This is a genomic window from Cupriavidus sp. UBA2010, assembly GCF_002335265.1.
In the GTDB taxonomy this organism is placed as follows: domain Bacteria; phylum Pseudomonadota; class Gammaproteobacteria; order Burkholderiales; family Burkholderiaceae; genus Cupriavidus; species Cupriavidus metallidurans.
In genome coordinates this window covers 347917-365589 of the sequence record NZ_DDCI01000009.1, presented here as the reverse complement: position 1 = coordinate 365589, position 17673 = coordinate 347917, and the positions used below count along the sequence as shown (strand labels likewise).

The following is a 17673-nucleotide window of genomic DNA, read 5'->3' as shown; positions in this document are numbered from 1 at the left end:
GCATCGCCTAATCTGAGAGCCGAGTACCTCAGCAGTTCGCATCGCCGGTTGCCTCGACAAGCTCTAGCCGACAAAGCCCCTTAAGGAGCGATGATGCCGTACAGGTTGCTGAAGTCCTGGCTCACGTCCGCCGCGCCAGCCGCGCTGGTTGTCATCGGCGCAGCCCTCGCCCACGCTCCTGCCGCCCATGCCGATACCGGCACGGCAGCGCGTACCGCCCCGGTCTACACCGGCAACTACATCGTGCGATGGCGCGACGGCAGCCAGACCGTCGATACCCCCACGGACACCACCCGGATGCGCCAGGTGGCCTCCAGCACGGGGCTCGGCCTATCCGTCAAGCGTCCGATGTCCGGCGCGATGCAGTTGCTGACGGTAAAGGACAGTCGTGGCGACGATCCCGAGATTGTCGCAAAGCGGCTGCGCAACGACCCACGCATCGCCGACGCCGTGCCGGATCGCTGGCTGCGGTTGCATGACACCATTCCGAACGACCCCGAGTTCGCCACCAACCAGACGTATCTTGGCCCGCCATCGCAGGTAGTTGGCGGCGTCAACCTGCCGAAGGCGTGGGACCGCACGCGCGGCAGTAGCAGCGTCGTGATCGCGGTGGTCGACACCGGGTATCTGCCCCACCCCGATCTGGCCAGCCGGATAATCGCCGGCTACAACTTCGTATCGACGAACGGCGCGACGCGCAGCGGCGACGCCACGGACCCCGGTGACTACGTCCCATCCGGCGTCACCTGCCCGGACGGCTCCGCCGGCCCACAGGCCAGCACCTGGCACGGCACACGCGTGGCCGGCACGCTGGGCGCGTTGACCAACAACGGCCTCGGCATCGCCGGCGTGGACTGGTCGGCACGGATTCAGCCTGTGCGGGTATCGGGACGCTGCGGCGCGCTGCTGTCCGACACCGTCGACGGCATGCGCTGGGCCGGCGGCCTGAGCGTGCCAAATGTACCGGCCAACCCGACCCCGGCGCGGGTGATCAATATCAGCCTGGGTGGCGGCACGTGCTCGACGATTGAACAACAGGCAATCAACGATCTCAATGCAGCGGGCGTGGTGGTGGTGGCTGCCGCCGGCAACTCGGCCGGTGCCGTGGAAGCCCCCGCCGACTGCTCCGGCGTGGTCGCCGTGACCGCGCACGCGAACGATGGCGAGAACGCGAGCTACGCCAACTTCGGGACCCAGGTAACGCTGAGCGCGCCCGGCGGCGGCTGCGGCAACTCGAAGGTCGGCACCATCGCGGGTCAGCCAGTCTGCACGGCGGTGGGCGGCCAGTCATACATCCGGACGCTCTCGAACGATGGCGCGACGACCATCGGCAACTACACGATCGTCAGTTCTCAAGGCACGAGCTTCGCGACACCGATGGTGTCGGGCGTCGTCGCATTGATGTTCGCGGTGAATGGCGCACTGACGCCGGCCCAGGTCACGACTGCCCTGCAGAGTTCGGCACGTCCGCACCCGGCCAACACGTTCTGCACCACCGGCAGCAATGTCGGCAAATGTGGCGCCGGACTGCTGGATGCCGATGCCGCATTGGCGGCGGCGATTAGCGCGCCGGCCGGTTCCTCATCGACATCGACTGGCGGCAGTGGCTCCGGCAGCAGCGGGGGCGGGGGCGGTGGGGGCGGCGCGATGGTGCCGTGGAGCGCTGCCTTGTTGCTGGTGATGGGTGTGATGGGGTTCGCGATACGGAGGCGGGTGGGAGTGAAGCGGGCATAACCGCATAGCGGGCGCCTGCCCTTTGGCCCTGCCCCTTCCCCTTTCCTGCTAGCGGGGTCGGGGCAGAGCACCGCGGGAGTATCAAGATCGAAGGCTGGCGATTTGCGCCGCTCGCCGGCTGGCTGGAAGGGCGATAACCGCTCAACTATCCTTCACGCTTCCCACGCGCCCCCCACCATTCCTGCAGCAACCAGCAGCCCAATCCCGCCACAGCGCCCGCCGCGTGCGCGCCGCGCACCACGCCGAACCCCCACGACGGATCGAACACCACGGCCGCGAGCCACGATTGTTCGAGCCAGACCTTGCCCAGCACGATCACGCACGTCACCACGCCGATCAGGCGCGACCAGCCGGGTGCCTGCAGCAGCCGCAACGCCGTCCATAGCGCAAGCCCGTGTGTAGCCCCGGACAACCCGCCATACCAACCTACCGCCGGCATCGCGAGCAACGCCAACTGGGCGGCCAGTCCGCAGACCACCAGCACCGTCAGCGACTCACGCACCCGCGCCTCGCGCCCGGCGAGCAGCATGAGCCCGGCGGTGGCGGCAACATCGGAGAGATAGTGTCTGGTGTCGAGGTGCACCCACATCGCGGTGACCAGGCGCCACCATTGACCCTCCGTCCGCACGGCATCGCGCAAATAGAGGCCGTGCGCGTGCATCCACGGCACGAACGTGAACAACGCGGCCAGCGCCGCCACACCCGCCACTGCGGCGAGCATGGCCGGCCAGCCCGGCAAGGCGCGCTCAGCCTTCACCAAATACCGCGCGCCACAGGGTGCGCACCTGCGTGGCCTGTTCGCGCACACTCTCCGGTGGCACCCGCGCCTGGTCGAACCCATCGAGCCGCAGCTTGTGCTGGCGCGCGCGGAACAGCCGGTACGCGTCGCCCACGGCCTGCGCGAGACTGGCGTCGATCAGGTTCAGCACGCCCGCCATACGCAGCAGCGCGATGTTGCCGGCATTGCGGGTCAGTTCCGGATGCGCGCCGCTGTGCAGCAGCACCAGATACTGCACGGCGAACTCGATATCGACCATGCCGCCGCGATCATGCTTGAGGTCGAACAGGTCGGTCGGGTTCGGATGCCCCTCCGCCACCTTGGCGCGCATCTCGACGATCTCGCCGCGCAGCGCGGCACCATCGCGCGGCTGGCGCAGGATCTCTTCGCGAAGATCCTCGAAACGGGCGCCGATTTCCGGGGCGCCAGCGCAGAAGCGCGCGCGCGTCAGGGCCTGGTGTTCCCAGACCCATGCGGCGTTGTCACCCTCGCGCAACTGATAGCGTCGGAACGCGTCGAAGCTGGTCACCAGCAACCCGGCCGCGCCGTTTGGCCGCAGACGCGTGTCCACGTCGAACAACATGCCCGCCGCGGTATGGCTGGTCAGCCAGGTGATCAGGCGGCGCGCGTAGGCCGCATAGACGTCGGGCGCACGTTCGTGATCGTCGTCGTAGAGGAAGATCAGGTCCAGATCGGACGCGTACCCCAACTCCTTGCCGCCGAGCCGGCCATAGGCGATTACCGCGAAACGCGGGGTGTCGCAGTGACGCGTCGGCAACTGGCGCCACACGGCCTGAAGCGTGACGTCGAGCATCGCATCCGCCAGATCGGAAAGACGGTCGGCCACCTGCTCGACGGTGAGCATCCCCTGCAGATCCTGCAACAGGATGCGGAACGTTTCGGCATGGTGCTCGCGACGCAGGATATCCATCTGCGCCTCGATCTGGCCGTCCGACGCCTGCAGCCGTTCGCTCAGCCGCGCGCGGAAAGCAGGCCAGTCCGGCGCTCCGGCCAGCGCGTCGGCATCGAGCAGTTCGTCGAGCAGTTGCGGGTGGCGCGTCAGGTAGGTCGCGGCCCAGCGCGATGCGTGCAGCGTCTGCGCGACGCGGTCCATTGCCTGCGGATACTCCGACAGTAGCGACAGATAAGACGCCCGCCGGCTGATCGCATCGAGAAAATCGAGAAAGCGCGCGATCGTGCTGTCCGAATCGTCCTGCTTGGCCGCGAGATCGAGCGCCCGGTTGACGAGCTGGTCGAAGCGCGAGCGGCTGGTTTCGGACAACGCGCGATAACGCATCGACGTGGCGATCGCGCGGAGCCGGTCGTACAGGCCCGTGCAGTCGCTAAAGCCCGCGGCCTGCAGGCGCTGGCATGGTGACGATTCGGGATCGGTCTCCTCGCCGTCACCCGGGGTGTCCTGCGAGGCGCGGGAGCTCTGCTCCTCACGCACCAGCGCGGGCCACAGCGCCTCGCACTCCGGCGTATCGGGACTGGTGAACGTCGCCTCGAACTGCTGCGCCACGGGGTCCATCAGCGCGTTCATCTGCGCGACCAGCGCCTCCCAGTCGCCATAGCCCATCATTTGCGCCACGGCGACGCGCTCTTCGTCCGACGTCGGCAGGTGATGCGTCTGGGCGTCGTCGCGATACTGGAGCCTGTGCTCGAGCTGGCGCAGGAAGCGGTAGGCATCGGCAAGCTGCAGTGCCTGCCCAGCGGGCAACAGGTTGCGTTCCAGCGCCACGTCGAGCACCTCGAGCGTGGGCCGCACCCGCAGCGCGGGGTCCTGCCCACCGCGAATCAACTGGAACACCTGCGCCATGAACTCGATTTCGCGAATGCCGCCACGACCGAGCTTGATATTGAACGAGCGCTGGTTCACACCGTGCCCGGCCAGACCACCGCTGCGCTTGGCCGCTTCGGCGCGAATCTGGGCATGGAGCGATCGGATCGCCGCGATCACGCCGTAGTCGAGGTAACGGCGGAACACGAACGGCGTGGTCAGGCGCGAGAGCATGGACGCGACACGTTCGGCGTGCGGCGTATCGCAGGCCGACACCACACGCCCCTTGATCCAGGCATAGCGCTCCCACTCGCGGCCCTGCACCACCAGGTATTCCTCGAGCATCCCGAAGCTGCAGACGAGCGGCCCCGCGTCGCCATTGGGCCGCAGGCGCATATCGACGCGGAAGACGTAGCCATCAGCCGTGACCTCGGACAGCAACGTGATCAGCCGGCGGCCAAGGCGAATGAAATACTCGTGATTGGACAGGCTGCGCGATCCGCCCTGCGTCTCGCCATCCTCGTCATAGAGGAAGATCAGGTCGATGTCGGACGAGACGTTCAGTTCGCGCCCGCCGAGCTTGCCCATGCCGACGACCACCAGTTCCTGCGCCTCGCCGCTCTGCTCGCCGATGGGGCGTCCGTAGGTCGCGCCGAGGTCCGCGCCGAGCACGCGCAGGCCGAACTGGATCGCCAGCTCCGCCAGGTCCGTCATCGCGCCGGTGATCTCCGCCAACGTGGCCAGACCACGCAGATCGCGCTCGATCAGCACGCACATGACCTCGGCACGCAACCGGCGCAGTGCCTGGCCCGCGGCGGCCTCCGCATCGGCGGACGGCGCGACCAGCGCCTGCAGCCGCGACTCCATCCATGCACGGGACACCGGCGTCGCGGCGGCCTCGCCGACGATTGCCGGCAGGCCCGGGCGTGCCGCGAGCACCCGGCGTGCGTAATGAGAGTACGCAGCCGAGTACAATACGTGGCCTTCGCAATCTGCGGCGGCAAGTCCCTGAGCCGCGATCGTGGCATAGGCCCCCTGGGCCATGTTGCCGATCGGACCGGCCTCGCCGGGCAATGTCACATTCGAAGTGGTTCCTGCGCCATCCGCCATGCGCTGCAGGTCAGTCGAAGCCGGGGCATTGCCCTCGGCGGAACTCGTCGGATCAGGGACAGTCATTCCAGTTACTTTTTGCAATTTCGCAGCAGGCGCCGTGACAACACGCGGCATTCGCGTGCGCACCACTTTGGAGAGCGGCTAGTATTGTCGGATAATCTGCCCATGTCCAGCCGCCCTACCGCTCCACACGACGGTTCCGCATCTCCACGCGCGGGTGGCGAAGACCAAGCCGCGCTTGCCGTTGCTCCCCGGAGTTCGATGCCCACATCTGGCGCTGGCCGCCGGGCGGCGGCGTTCGTCCGCGCCACGCTGCGCGGGCTCTGGCTCGGATTGTGGACCGCCATCCGCCATCCAGTCTGGCCGCGACTCTGGCGGATGATCGTGCGCATCGTGGCGGCGCTGCTCGCACTGGCGATCGTCGCCGTGCTGCTGATCCGCTTCGTGCTCTGGCCGCAGGCCCACACCGCGCGCGAATGGCTCGAACACCAAGGGTCGACCGCGCTCTCCGCGCGCCTCACTATTGGCGAACTCGACACCTATTGGGATGGCTGGCATCCGGCGTTCCGCGCCCGCGACGTACGCGCGGTGGACGCGCAGCAGCGCGTGCTGCTGACCGCCGGGTCGCTCGACGGCAAACTGTCGTGGCAATCGGTGCCGACGATGGCGCTGCAGTTCGTCAGCCTGACGGCCGACCGTACCGATGTGCTGATCCGGCGCACCCCCGAAGGCAAGTTGCTGGTTGCCGGTGTGCCTGTGGAAACACAAAAGACCGGCGCGCAGGACGATCCGTTCCTGCACTGGCTGCTGTCCCAGGGGCGCATCGACCTGGTCAGCGGTAACCTGCGCTGGCTGGACGAGAAGGCCCGGCTGCCTCAGCTCGACGTGGCGGACATCCACTTCACCACCGAGCGCGATGGCGCCCAGCACATTGTGCGGCTCGAGGCGCGCAGCGCCGCGCTGGCGCCGCGACCGCTGGTATTCCAGGCCAACCTGCGCCACGACTACCTGCACGGCACGGGCAACTGGCAGCACTGGACCGGTCAGGCAAGCTGGGCCTTCAACCAGCTCGAATTGCCGGTCGTGCAGCGCTACCTGGCCATCTTCGACAGCGTGCAGGATGGCGTCTTCAGCACCGACGGCACCGTCGACTTCCGTGGCGGACAGGTACAGCGCAGCCAGATGCGGCTGCGTGCATCTGGCGTCGACCTGCATCTGGCTGGGGCGCCGGAGCCACTCAAGCTGGCCAACGCCCAGGCCCTGCTACTGCATAAGAGCGACCGCAACGGCAACCACCAGCTGACCATCGACACCCTGCTCTGGCAGGCCGAGCCGCAGGCGGGCCCGCCGTCCAACGCGGACGCGACGTGGCGCGAAGGGATGCGCAAGGTGACGATCGACTGGAACCGTGACAGCTCCGGTCAGTTACGCAAGTTCGCACTGCGGGCGCCGACTTTCGACCTCAACACGCTGCGCGCGCTGGCCACGTCGATGCCGCTGGACACCGCCGTGCTACGCCAGCTCCGCGCGTTGCAGCCGGCGGGCCATATCGACAATCTCGACGTCGCGTGGTCGCGCGACCGCGCCGGCATGCTGTCACGTACCCCTGGCACCCAGCACTACAACGTGCAGGGCACACTGCGCAACGTTTCCGTGAATGGCCAGCCCGCCGTGCCGGCCGTGGATGCGGACGGCCTCCCGCGCGCCGGCACGCCCGGCTTCAGCCAGCTCTCGGGCAGCTTCAACTTCGACGACAAGCAGGGCGTGGCGAGGGTCGACACTACCGGCGGCGCCCTGATCTTCCCGGGTGTGTTCGAGGATCCACGCCTGCCGTTCGACACGCTGCGCGGCGAAGTGCGCTGGACGCACGAGGGTGACAAGCTCGTGGTCCGTACCGATGGTATCCAGTTCGCCAACACCGATACCGCCGGCACGGTGCGCGGCACCTGGCGCCAGGGAGGCGACAGCCACGCCGGCGTGGCCGATCTGACAGGCGAACTCGAGCGCGCCCAGGCCAACCGTGTCCCGCGCTACATGCCGCTCACGCTGCCAGCCACCCGCCACTATCTGGCGGGCGCGCTGGTCGGCGGCGAAGCGCACGACGTCAAGTTTCTGGTCAAGGGCGACCTCACTCACTTCCCGTTCCATCCGCCGCTGGCCAAGGCTGGCGACTTCCGCGTGGAAGTGCCGGTGCGCCACGTGAACTACCAGATCGCACCAGACGAAACCGGCCCCAACGGCGCAAGCGGGCAAAAGGCCGGCACGGCATGGCCCGAATTCACGGACATCGAAGGCATGGTGATGTTCGAACGCGGCAGCATGTCGTTCCTGGCGAAGCGCGCGGGCGTGGCGGGTATCCAGGGCGTAACCCTGCGCGACGTGAGCGGGCGTATCGACGACATGGGTGACCACGGTCACCTGCTGGTCGACGGCAGCGCCAGCGGCCCGGTGCAGAGCTTCCTGCGCTTCGTGGCTACCAGCCCGGTCAAGGAGTGGACGGCCAACGTCACCGAGACGTCGCACGCGCCGGGCAATGGCGAGCTCAAGCTCAAACTGGACCTGCCGCTCAATCACGCGGCGGGTTCTAAGGTCAACGGCGAATTCCGCTTCCCCGGCAACGACGTGACCTTGTTCCCGGAACTGCCAACGCTCTACGGCGCCACCGGCGCGGTGGCCTTCGACGAACACGGCTTCCGACTCGACAACGTGCGTGGCCGATTTGTCGGTGGCGAGACTCGCCTCGGCGGCGGCACGCAGCCAGACGGCACCACACGTGTGACAGTCAGCGGCACGGCCACGGCCCAGGGCCTGCGCGAGGCGCTCGGTACGGAAATGTCAGCCCTCGGCAGCCGCATCGACGGGACCACCGCCTATAGCGCCGTGGTCGGCGTTCACGACAAGCATCTGCAGGTGGAGGTGGCATCCAACCTCAACGGACTCGCTCTGGACCTGCCAGCGCCGCTGGCCAAGACCGCCGCGCAGGACATGCCACTGCGCTTCGACCTACGACCGTCGACCGCGCCCGGCCGCGCGGGCCTGGACGAAGTCACCGTGCAACTCGGCAATGCGGCCAGCGCGCGCTATGTGCTACGCCGTGGCGGCGATGCGCTGGAAGTCCTGTCCGGCGGCATCGGCCTTGGGCAACCGGCGCCTCAGCCTGCAAGCGGCATCACGGTGGCGATGACCACGGACCGGCTCAATGTCGATGCCTGGCGCGCCTTGCTCAGCGGCCCGGATAACAAAGGCGGCGACAAACCCGCCGGTGACATAGGACGCTCGTCCCCATTCCTGCCCGATCGCATGACGGTGCGCGCCAAGGTGCTCGATGCGTTCGGCCGCAGTCTCGATGACGTTTCGCTCGATGCCGGCCGGGAGCGCGGCGACGGCGGCTGGAACATGCAGATCAATTCGCGCCAGATCGCCGGCACCGGACAGTGGCGCCGCAACGCGAGCAATCCGTCCGGGATGCTCACCGTGCGGCTCGCGCATCTGGACATCCCCGACGCCACCGATGACGGCCACATGACCGAAGCCATCACGCGCAGCGTCGAGGAAATGCCGGCGCTCGACCTGAGCGTCGACAGGTTCGTCCTGCACGGCCGGGAATTCGGCAAGCTCGAGGTCAAGGCCCATACGAGCCATGACGACAACCAGCCGGTCTGGACGCTCGACAGCCTGACCATCGAACAGCCGGGCGCCAAGCTCACCGGCAATGGCTCCTGGCGCCTGCCAAGGCGCTTGCGTGAAGCGGCGGCTCAAGGCGATGCTTCCTCGACCGAAGGCCGCCGCACGCTGCTGAACTTCAAGCTCGACATCCGCAACGGAGGCGACGTGCTCGAACGCATGGGCCTGCCCCACACGCTGCGCGACGGCAAGGGCACGTTCGAGGGTCGCATCGCCTGGCGCGGCTCGCCGATGTCGATCGACTACCCCACGCTTTCGGGTCGCCTGAAACTGAATATCGAGAACGGCCAGATCCTGAGCGTCGACCCGGGCGCCGCGCGGCTGCTCGGCGTGCTGAGCCTGCAAAGCCTGCTGCGTTTCGCCACGCTGGACTTCCGCTCGCTCTCGAGCCGGGGGATGGTGTTCGACAGCCTCAACGGCACCGGCACGATCGAAAACGGCGTGGGCAAGATCGAAGAGTTCAAGTTCAAGAGTGGCCAGGCCATGGCCTCGATGTCTGGCACGGCGGACCTGTTGCACGAGACGCAGGACCTGGAAGTGGCCGTGACGCCGCGCATCAACGCCACCACCACGTCGGTGGCCGCCGCGTTCATCAATCCGGTGCTGGGCATCGGCACGCTGGCCGCCCAGTTGATGTTCGCCGACGAGATCTCGAAGGTGTTCACGCAGCATTACCGCGTGTCCGGATCGTGGGCCGACCCCAAGGTCACGAAAGTGGAAGACAATAAGCCGCAACCGCCGATCCAGGAGCGTTCCGGCGCCTATCCGCGCTGAAGCCCCTGCTCCAGAGAAGGAAGCCAAGATGACTGCCACTGCCCCGATGCGCGTTGCCGCCATCCAGACCGTCACCGGCATCACGCTCGACGACAACCTCGCGCGTGCCGATGCGCTGATCGCCGAGGCCGCGCGCGGCGGCGCCGAACTGGTGCTGCTGCCCGAGTACTTCTGCATGATGGGCCGTCACGAGACCGACAAGGTCGCCATCCGCGAACAGGATGGCGACGGTCCGGTGCAGAGCTTCCTGGCCGATGCCGCGCGGCGTCATCGCGTCTGGCTCGTGGGCGGCACACTGCCGATGTGGTGCAACGACGATGCGCGCGTCTACAACACGTCGCTCGCCTTCGATCCGCATGGCCGCCGCGTGGCGCGCTACGACAAGATCCACCTGTTCGGCTTCACCAAGGGCACCGAGAGCTACGACGAATCGCGCACGATCCTGGCCGGCAAGACGCCGGTGGCCTTCGATGCGCCGTGCGGACGGGTGGCGATGTCGGTCTGCTACGACCTGCGCTTTCCGGAGCTCTATCGCGGACTGGCGGGCAAGAATGACGTCAGCCTGATCCTGATGCCGGCGGCTTTCACCTACACCACGGGCCAGGCTCACTGGGAGATCCTGCTGCGCGCCCGCGCGATCGAAAACCAGTGCTATGTGCTGGCCGCGGCACAAGGCGGCAAGCACGAAAATGGCCGCCGCACCTGGGGTCACTCGATGCTGGTGGACCCGTGGGGCGAGTTGATGGGCGTGTTGCCCGAGGGTGAAGGCGTGGTGTCGGGTACGGTCGACCCGGCTCGTCTTGCCGAAGTGCGTCAGAACCTGCCGGCACTGCGTCACCGCGTGCTGTAGGATTGACGGAAATTCACATTGCAGGCCGCCGTGGCAGACCGCCACGGGGTATCGAAAAGGACAATCATGAACGCCGGCGATCTCGGAATCCGCAACCTGGCCACTGCCCAGCAACTGCTGCTGGCGCCGTACGGGCTCGATGAAGCCAAGCTCCAGCGCGTGCTGGCCGACATCTTCACCCACAAGGTCGACTACGCCGACCTGTATTTCCAGCACACCCGCAACGAAGCCTGGAGCCTCGAGGAAGGCATCGTCAAGTCGGGTAGCTTCAGCATCGACCAGGGCGTTGGCGTGCGCGCCGTCTCGGGCGACAAGACCGCCTTCGCATACTCCGACGACATCAGCCTGCCGGCCCTGAGCCAGGCCGCCGCGGCTACCCGCACGATCGGCAAGAGCGGCGGCGGGCGCGTCAAGGTGGCGGGCTCGCTCGCCTCGCACACGGGCCGCAACCTCTACGCACCGAACGATCCGCTCGACTCGATGACCGCCACCGAGAAAGTGGCGCTGCTCGAGAAGATCGAAAAGCTGGCACGCGCCAAGGATCCGCGCGTGGTGCAGGTCATGGCCGGCCTTGCCGGAGAATACGACGTGGTGCTGGTGGCGCGCAGCGACGGCGTGATCGCCGCCGACGTGCGTCCGCTGGTGCGCGTGTCCGTGACCGTCATCGCCGAACAGAACGGTCGGCGCGAGATCGGCTCCTCGGGCGGCGGCGGCCGCTATGCCTACGGGTACTTTACCGACGACCTGCTGCGCAAATACGTGGACGAAGCGGTGTCGTCGGCACTGGTCAACCTGGAGGCGCGTCCCGCCCCGGCTGGCGCGATGACCGTGGTGCTCGGGCCGGGCTGGCCCGGCGTGCTGCTGCACGAGGCCGTGGGCCACGGCCTGGAGGGCGACTTCAACCGCAAGGGTTCCTCGGCGTTTGCCGGCCGCATGGGAGAGCGCGTGGCGGCCAAGGGGGTGACCGTGGTCGACGACGGCACCATCGCCAATCGCCGCGGATCGCTGAACCTCGATGACGAAGGCAACCCCACGCAGTGCACCACGCTGATCGAGGACGGCATCCTGCGCGGCTATATCCAGGACACGCTCAACGCGCGCCTAATGAAGATGCCGGTCACCGGCAATGCACGCCGCGAGAGCTATGCCGCGCTGCCGATGCCGCGCATGACCAACACCTACATGCTTAACGGCGACCGCGATCCGCAGGAAATCCTCGCCAGCGTCAAGCGCGGCCTCTATGCCGTGAACTTCGGCGGCGGTCAGGTCGACATCACCAACGGCAGGTTCGTGTTCTCGGCCAGCGAGGCATACATGATCGAGGACGGCAAGATCACGTATCCGGTCAAGGGCGCGACGCTGGTCGGCAACGGCCCCGAGTCGCTCAAGGACGTCACGATGATCGGCAACGACATGCGCCTGGATTCGGGCGTGGGCGTCTGCGGCAAGGAAGGCCAGAGCGTGCCGGTGGGCGTGGGTCAGCCAACGCTGCGGATCGAGAACATGACGGTGGGTGGCACGGCCTGACAGCCGAAGTTCGCCCCTCTCCCGCCTGCGGGAGAGGGGCGCCTGGTCAAAGCTACGGCCTCACCTCGTACACCAGATTGAACGGTGTCTGTGCCGTGCGGCGGAAGCTGCCAAAGCCGCCCTGCTCCGTCACACCACGCATGCGGGCCTCACCGGCCTGTGCTCCCAGGCACATTGCCCCCTCCTGCGACCGCGATCCCGGCGTGCAAATGAATGTCGACGCCGAATAGAACACGCGCCCGATCGGATTGAGGTTGTCCTGCAGCCGGTCATTGGCAAACGGCTCCACAATCATCCAGCACCCGTCGGGCTTGAGCGATTCTCGGATGTGCCGCGCGGCGCCAACCGGGTCGCCCATGTCATGCAGGCAGTCGAAGACCGTCACGAGGTCGTATCCGCTTCCGGGATAATCCTTGGCCGCCGCCACTTCGAACGTCACGCGGTTGCTCACGCCTGCACGTCTGGCAGACTCGATCGCATATCGGATCGACGGCTCGTGGTAGTCGAAGCCGCGAAACGTGGAAGCCGGATAGGCCTGCGCCATGATGATCGTCGAAGCACCGTGCCCGCACCCCACGTCAGCCACCATGGCCCCCGCCTTGAGCCGGGCGTCGGAGCCTTCCAGCGACGGAATCCATTCGCCGACCAGATGTGCCGCGTAGCCGGGGCGGAAGAACCGCTCGGTACCATGGAACAGCGCCGGGTCGTGTTCGTGCCAGCCAAGCCCTCGGCCGTTATGGAAGATGTCGACCATCTTCGGAATCGCGCGGAACTGTGCCACCGCAATCTGGAATGCGCCGGGAATGAACGCCGGACTGCCCTCCTGCGCCAGCGCCAGCGCCTGTTCCTCGTTCAACGAGAAGCTGTCGGTGTCCGCGTCGTATTCGACGTAGCCGCTGGCGGCCTGCGCTGACAGCCACTCGCGCAGGTACCTCGCATCCGTGCGGGTTTTTGCCGCCAGCATATCGGCGGTCATCGGTTTTTCGGCCAGTGCCTTGTACAGCCCAAGCTCGTCGCCCAACACCACCGTCGCCGCGTGCATCACGGCACCGATGTCATGGACGAATTTCTCCATGAAGGCATTCAGCCTTGCCTCATCGACTGGCATGATGGCTACCCTCCCTCCACCTTGTTCTTGTGATTCCACTATAGGAAGCATGGGTACTCTGCAATTGCTTAAATCTATCGATTGGCCGCTTGCCATCTTCCTTGAAAAGCGATATAAAGATGCTTCGTTGTCGCGCGAGCGGCGATTGCACCCCGTGATTTTTCCCACGAGTGCGCAATAAAATGCCTTTTGATCGCGCACCGCAGCATAAATTTCACGCATTGCCGCATAACCGACACAAGCTGACTACAGCCGATCCGATTTCCGCCATGTCCGCCAAGTTTTACTTTTACTTTTTTTGGCATCTCACACCGCTGGCGGATAGAGAGGGATAGCTGCAAGTAGCCCCGAATACTAAAAAAAGCCGCCAGCGACCCTGGCGGCTTTTTTTATCCCCGCCACCGCCGCAACGCAATTCCAGATCAGACTCACGACCTCACAAACCCGGAGCCATCATGCTGAAGAACACCGACGACCTGCGTATTCGAGAACTCAAGGAACTGCTGCCGCCCGCGCACCTGATCCGCGAGTTTGCTTGCTCGGAGGCTGCGTCCGACGTGATCTATGGCGCCCGTCAGGCCATGCATCGCATTCTGCACGGCATGGACGACCGCCTGATCGTCATCATCGGCCCGTGCTCGATCCACGACACGCGCGCGGCCCTGGAATACGCCAAGCTGCTCAAGGTGCAGCGCGACCGCTTCGCGGGTGAGCTCGAGATCGTGATGCGCGTCTACTTCGAAAAGCCGCGCACGACGGTCGGCTGGAAGGGCCTGATCAACGATCCGCACATGGATGGCAGCTTCAAGATCAACGACGGTCTGCGCACCGCCCGCGAACTGCTGCTGAATATCAGCGAAATGGGCGTGCCGACGGGGACGGAATATCTGGACATGATCAGCCCGCAGTACATCGCCGATCTGGTGAGCTGGGGCGCGATCGGCGCGCGCACCACCGAGTCGCAGGTGCACCGCGAACTCGCTTCCGGACTGTCGTGCCCGGTCGGCTTCAAGAACGGCACCGACGGCAACGTGAAGATCGCCGTCGACGCGATCAAGGCCGCCTCGCAGCCCCACCATTTCCTGTCGGTAACCAAGGGCGGCCACTCGGCCATCGTGTCGACCTCGGGTAACGAGGACTGCCACATCATCCTGCGCGGCGGCAAGGCACCGAACTACGACGCGGCCAGCGTGCAGGAAGCCTGCGACGCGATCTCGAAGTCTGGCCTGGCCGCACGTCTGATGATCGATGCCTCGCACGCCAACAGCAGCAAGAAGCACGAGAACCAGATCCCGGTCTGCGAGGACATCGGCAAGCAGATCGCCGGCGGCGAACAGCGCATCGTCGGCGTCATGGTGGAATCGCACCTGGTAGCTGGCCGACAGGACCATGTGCAGGGCACTCCGGTGGAGAACCTGACCTACGGCCAGTCGGTGACCGACGCCTGCATCGCCTGGGATGACTCCGTGGCCGTACTGGAGACGCTGGCCAACGCCGTGAAACAGCGTCGCCTGGTGACCGGCAGCGGCAACTGATCCGCACTGCAGAACGAAAAAGCCGCTCATTCGAGCGGCTTTTTTTTTCTTCGATTCCCTTGCGACGAAATCGAAGCGGCTGACGTCTTTCGACTTACTTCTTCAGCACCAGATCGCCCGGCAGCGATTCGATATACGCGGCAATATCCTTCAACTCCTTGCGCGTAAACTCCCGCGGCTTGCCGTCCTTGCCGGTAACCGCCGGGTTGCTCTTGACCTGACCGGCCATGATCGCATTATTGCGGCCCACCAGCGGGTTGCCGCTGATCTGGTAAGACAACAGGGCGTGATAGATGTAATCCTGGTGCTGGCCGGCCAGCTTCGGATAGTCCGGCGAGATCGGCGCGTTCAGATCCTTGCCGTGGCACGCCACACATCCACCCTTTTCCACCAGTGCCTTGCCAGCGGCGATATCTGCCGCCGAAGCGGACATGGCAGCGGCGCCAAGCGCGACAGCACCCAGCGCGAACGAAACAGCTTTCAGCATCTTCATGGTCAGGGGCCTCTTACTTGAGCGGATTGTTCTGCGTGTCGCGCTTCTGCTGCGAGTAGTACGCAGCCACGGCGGCGATGTCCTTGTCGGACAGGCTGTCGGCAATCCCGCGCATGGTCGGATGCTTGCGATCACCCTTCTGGTAGCTCTTGAGCGCGTTCTCAATGTACTTGGCACTCTGGCCGCCAAGCATGGGCACCTGATATACCTCGGGGAACGATGCACGGTAGCCAGGAATGCCATGGCAGCCAATGCACATTGCGACCTTGTCCTTGGCGGCGTCCACGTTGCCCTTGTCCTGGGCCTGCGCAGCCGTTGCGGCCGCGCCCAACACCACCATCGTGAGGAGCTTTTTCATTGTCTTAGCTGAGTGGGAAGTGTTTAAACCGCGTGTGACTGCCCTGCAGGGCGAAACGGCTTTGGGAACGGGGATCTGAAATCGCGGTAAGTGCTGATGTGCCGCGGGTGCTTCCACACCATTCTGCAACCATCTCGCGCTGTCGCCGCCTCCCGGTGAACTGCCATGTCTCAGTGACAGAACTGCCGGGTATGAGGGGGAGATATTGTGACCAGGGGCGCGTCAAACCGGCGCATTGTACCGCAGCGTGCACGCGCCAGTCCACAGAACGGCCTTGGGGTGTCCCCCACTGAACGCGAATCCCGATCTGCTCTTATACTGGCCCATTCCGACCGAAATTCCGATTGTTCATGCCGGTTGTTGCCCGACCGGATCATTGGCCCTGAGTCATTGTTTCCGATTGTCTGCCAACCACGCCCCTTGCAATACGATCAGACCGCCCATGTCCACCACCGCCAACGCCAATCCGTCCCAGCAGGTCAAGTTCGAAGGTAGTGCCCAATACGTTGCCACCGACGATCTGAAGCTGGCCGTCAATGCCGCACGCACGCTGCAGCGCCCCCTGCTGATCAAGGGCGAGCCCGGCACGGGCAAGACCATGCTGGCTGAGGAAGTGGCCGCAGCACTGGGTATGCCGCTGTTGCAATGGCACATCAAGTCAACCACCAAAGCCCAGCAGGGCCTGTACGAATACGACGCCGTGTCGCGTCTGCGCGACTCCCAACTGGGCGACAACCGCGTGCACGACATCGCCAACTACATCGTCAAGGGCGTGCTCTGGCAGGCGTTCGAGGCCGACGAGCCCGTGGTACTGCTGATCGACGAGATCGACAAGGCCGACATCGAATTCCCGAACGACCTGCTGCGCGAACTCGACCGCATGGAGTTCTACGTCTACGAGACGCGCGAACTGATCCAGGCGAAGCATCGCCCGCTGGTGATCATCACCTCGAACAACGAGAAGGAGCTGCCGGACGCCTTCCTGCGCCGCTGCTTCTTCCACTACATCAAGTTCCCGGATGCCGAGACGATGCAGCAGATCGTCGACGTGCACTACCCCGGCATCAAGCGCGAGCTGGTGGCGGCCGCGATGGAATCGTTCTACGAGATGCGCAACCTGCCGGGCCTGAAGAAGAAGCCGAGCACGTCGGAGCTGATCGACTGGCTCAAGCTGCTGATGGCCGAGGACATTCCCGCCGAGGCACTGCGCAGCCCCGACCGCAAGGCCGCGATCCCGCCGCTGCACGGCGCGCTGCTCAAGAACGAACAGGACGTGCACCTGTTCGAGCGTCTCGTGTTCATGAACCGCGCCAACCGCTAAGGACAGCACGATGTCGAGGTTCGTTCAACCCGTGACGCTGCCCGGCAGCCACGCCACGCTCGCGCCGCTGTCGATGGACCATGCCGAAGGCCTGCGCGAAGCCGCGGCCGATGGCGAGCTCCATCGGCTCTGGTACACCTCGGTGCCCTCGCCCGAAGGCATGGAAGCCGAGATCAAGCGCCGGCTCGACCTGCAGACGCAGGACTCGATGCAACCGTTCACCGTGCTCGATGCTGACGGCCGCCCGGCCGGCATGACCACGTACATGAACATCGACGGCAAGAACCGGCGGGTTGAAATCGGCTCGACATGGTACGCGCGGCGCGTGCAACGCACCGCGCTCAACACCGAGTGCAAGCTGATGCTGCTGCGCCATGCGTTCGAGACGCTCGACTGCATCGCCGTGGAATTCCGTACGCACTGGATGAACCACCAGAGCCGCACCGCCATCGCACGTCTGGGCGCCAAGCAGGACGGCGTGCTCCGCAACCATCAACGCATGCCGGATGGCTCGTTCCGCGATACGGTCGTGTTCTCGATCATCGCCAGCGAATGGCCCACCGTGCGCGCGCACCTGCAGTTCCAGCTCGACCGCCCGCGCTGACCGGGGAGAGTTTC

General features: G+C 65.8%; 12 protein-coding genes. 7 read left to right on the top strand and 5 right to left on the bottom strand.

Annotation, left to right across the window (positions count from 1 at the left end):
* Window positions 1–93: 93 nt before the first annotated feature.
* Window positions 94–1734, top strand: coding sequence for an MprA protease, GlyGly-CTERM protein-sorting domain-containing form (gene mprA, locus B2246_RS05065; protein WP_035881769.1), 1641 nt, complete (start codon window positions 94–96; stop codon window positions 1732–1734).
* A 145-nt stretch (window positions 1735–1879) separates the two neighbouring features.
* On the opposite strand, the gene rrtA is transcribed toward mprA, so the two are convergent.
* Together rrtA and glnE are read right to left on the bottom strand one after the other, a co-directional pair.
* The gene (rrtA, locus tag B2246_RS05060; RefSeq protein ID WP_051705333.1) at window positions 1880–2455 is read right to left on the bottom strand and encodes a rhombosortase; all 576 of its coding nucleotides are present in this window, start codon (window positions 2453–2455) and stop codon (window positions 1880–1882) included.
* A 25-nt stretch (window positions 2456–2480) separates the two neighbouring features.
* Window positions 2481–5336, bottom strand: a complete 2856-nt coding sequence (glnE, locus tag B2246_RS05055) for a bifunctional [glutamate--ammonia ligase]-adenylyl-L-tyrosine phosphorylase/[glutamate--ammonia-ligase] adenylyltransferase (RefSeq protein ID WP_035881895.1) — start codon at window positions 5334–5336, stop codon at window positions 2481–2483.
* A 330-nt stretch (window positions 5337–5666) separates the two neighbouring features.
* On the opposite strand from glnE, the gene B2246_RS05050 reads away from it, so the two are divergent.
* The 3 genes from B2246_RS05050 to tldD all read left to right on the top strand — a co-directional run bounded on the left by B2246_RS05050 (window position 5667) and on the right by tldD (window position 12240).
* Entirely contained in the window at window positions 5667–9863 is a 4197-nt protein-coding gene (locus tag B2246_RS05050; RefSeq protein WP_286962609.1) for a YhdP family protein, read from the top strand.
* Window positions 9864–9891: 28 nt separating this feature from the next.
* Window positions 9892–10713 (top strand): carbon-nitrogen hydrolase family protein, encoded by an 822-nt coding sequence (locus B2246_RS05045; RefSeq protein ID WP_024569129.1) that lies wholly within the window; start codon window positions 9892–9894, stop codon window positions 10711–10713.
* A gap of 66 nt (window positions 10714–10779) precedes the next feature.
* Window positions 10780–12240: a metalloprotease TldD gene (tldD, locus tag B2246_RS05040; protein ID WP_286879979.1), complete on the top strand. Its 1461-nt coding sequence runs from the start codon at window positions 10780–10782 to the stop codon at window positions 12238–12240.
* Between the two features lie 52 nt (window positions 12241–12292).
* Here tldD and B2246_RS05035 read toward each other — a convergent pair whose 3' ends face one another.
* Window positions 12293–13348 (bottom strand): class I SAM-dependent methyltransferase, encoded by a 1056-nt coding sequence (locus tag B2246_RS05035; protein ID WP_008641745.1) that lies wholly within the window; start codon window positions 13346–13348, stop codon window positions 12293–12295.
* 455 nt (window positions 13349–13803) lie between these two features.
* Between B2246_RS05035 and aroG the strand changes: the two genes are divergently transcribed.
* Window positions 13804–14883: a 3-deoxy-7-phosphoheptulonate synthase AroG gene (aroG, locus tag B2246_RS05030; RefSeq protein ID WP_008641744.1), complete on the top strand. Its 1080-nt coding sequence runs from the start codon at window positions 13804–13806 to the stop codon at window positions 14881–14883.
* A 94-nt stretch (window positions 14884–14977) separates the two neighbouring features.
* Here the strand turns inward: aroG and B2246_RS05025 are convergent, their stop codons facing one another.
* A complete protein-coding gene (locus B2246_RS05025; RefSeq protein ID WP_008641743.1) occupies window positions 14978–15376 on the bottom strand; it encodes a c-type cytochrome in 399 nt (132 codons plus the stop codon).
* Between the two features lie 13 nt (window positions 15377–15389).
* Entirely contained in the window at window positions 15390–15734 is a 345-nt protein-coding gene (locus B2246_RS05020; RefSeq protein WP_008641741.1) for a c-type cytochrome, read from the bottom strand.
* A 442-nt stretch (window positions 15735–16176) separates the two neighbouring features.
* Between B2246_RS05020 and B2246_RS05015 the strand changes: the two genes are divergently transcribed.
* The gene (locus tag B2246_RS05015) at window positions 16177–17055 is read left to right on the top strand and encodes an AAA family ATPase (RefSeq protein WP_008641739.1); all 879 of its coding nucleotides are present in this window, start codon (window positions 16177–16179) and stop codon (window positions 17053–17055) included.
* 10 nt (window positions 17056–17065) lie between these two features.
* Window positions 17066–17659 carry a GNAT family N-acetyltransferase gene (locus B2246_RS05010; RefSeq protein ID WP_286879973.1) on the top strand — a complete coding sequence of 198 codons (594 nt, stop codon included), beginning with the start codon at window positions 17066–17068 and terminating at the stop codon, window positions 17657–17659.
* Window positions 17660–17673 lie beyond the last annotated feature (14 nt).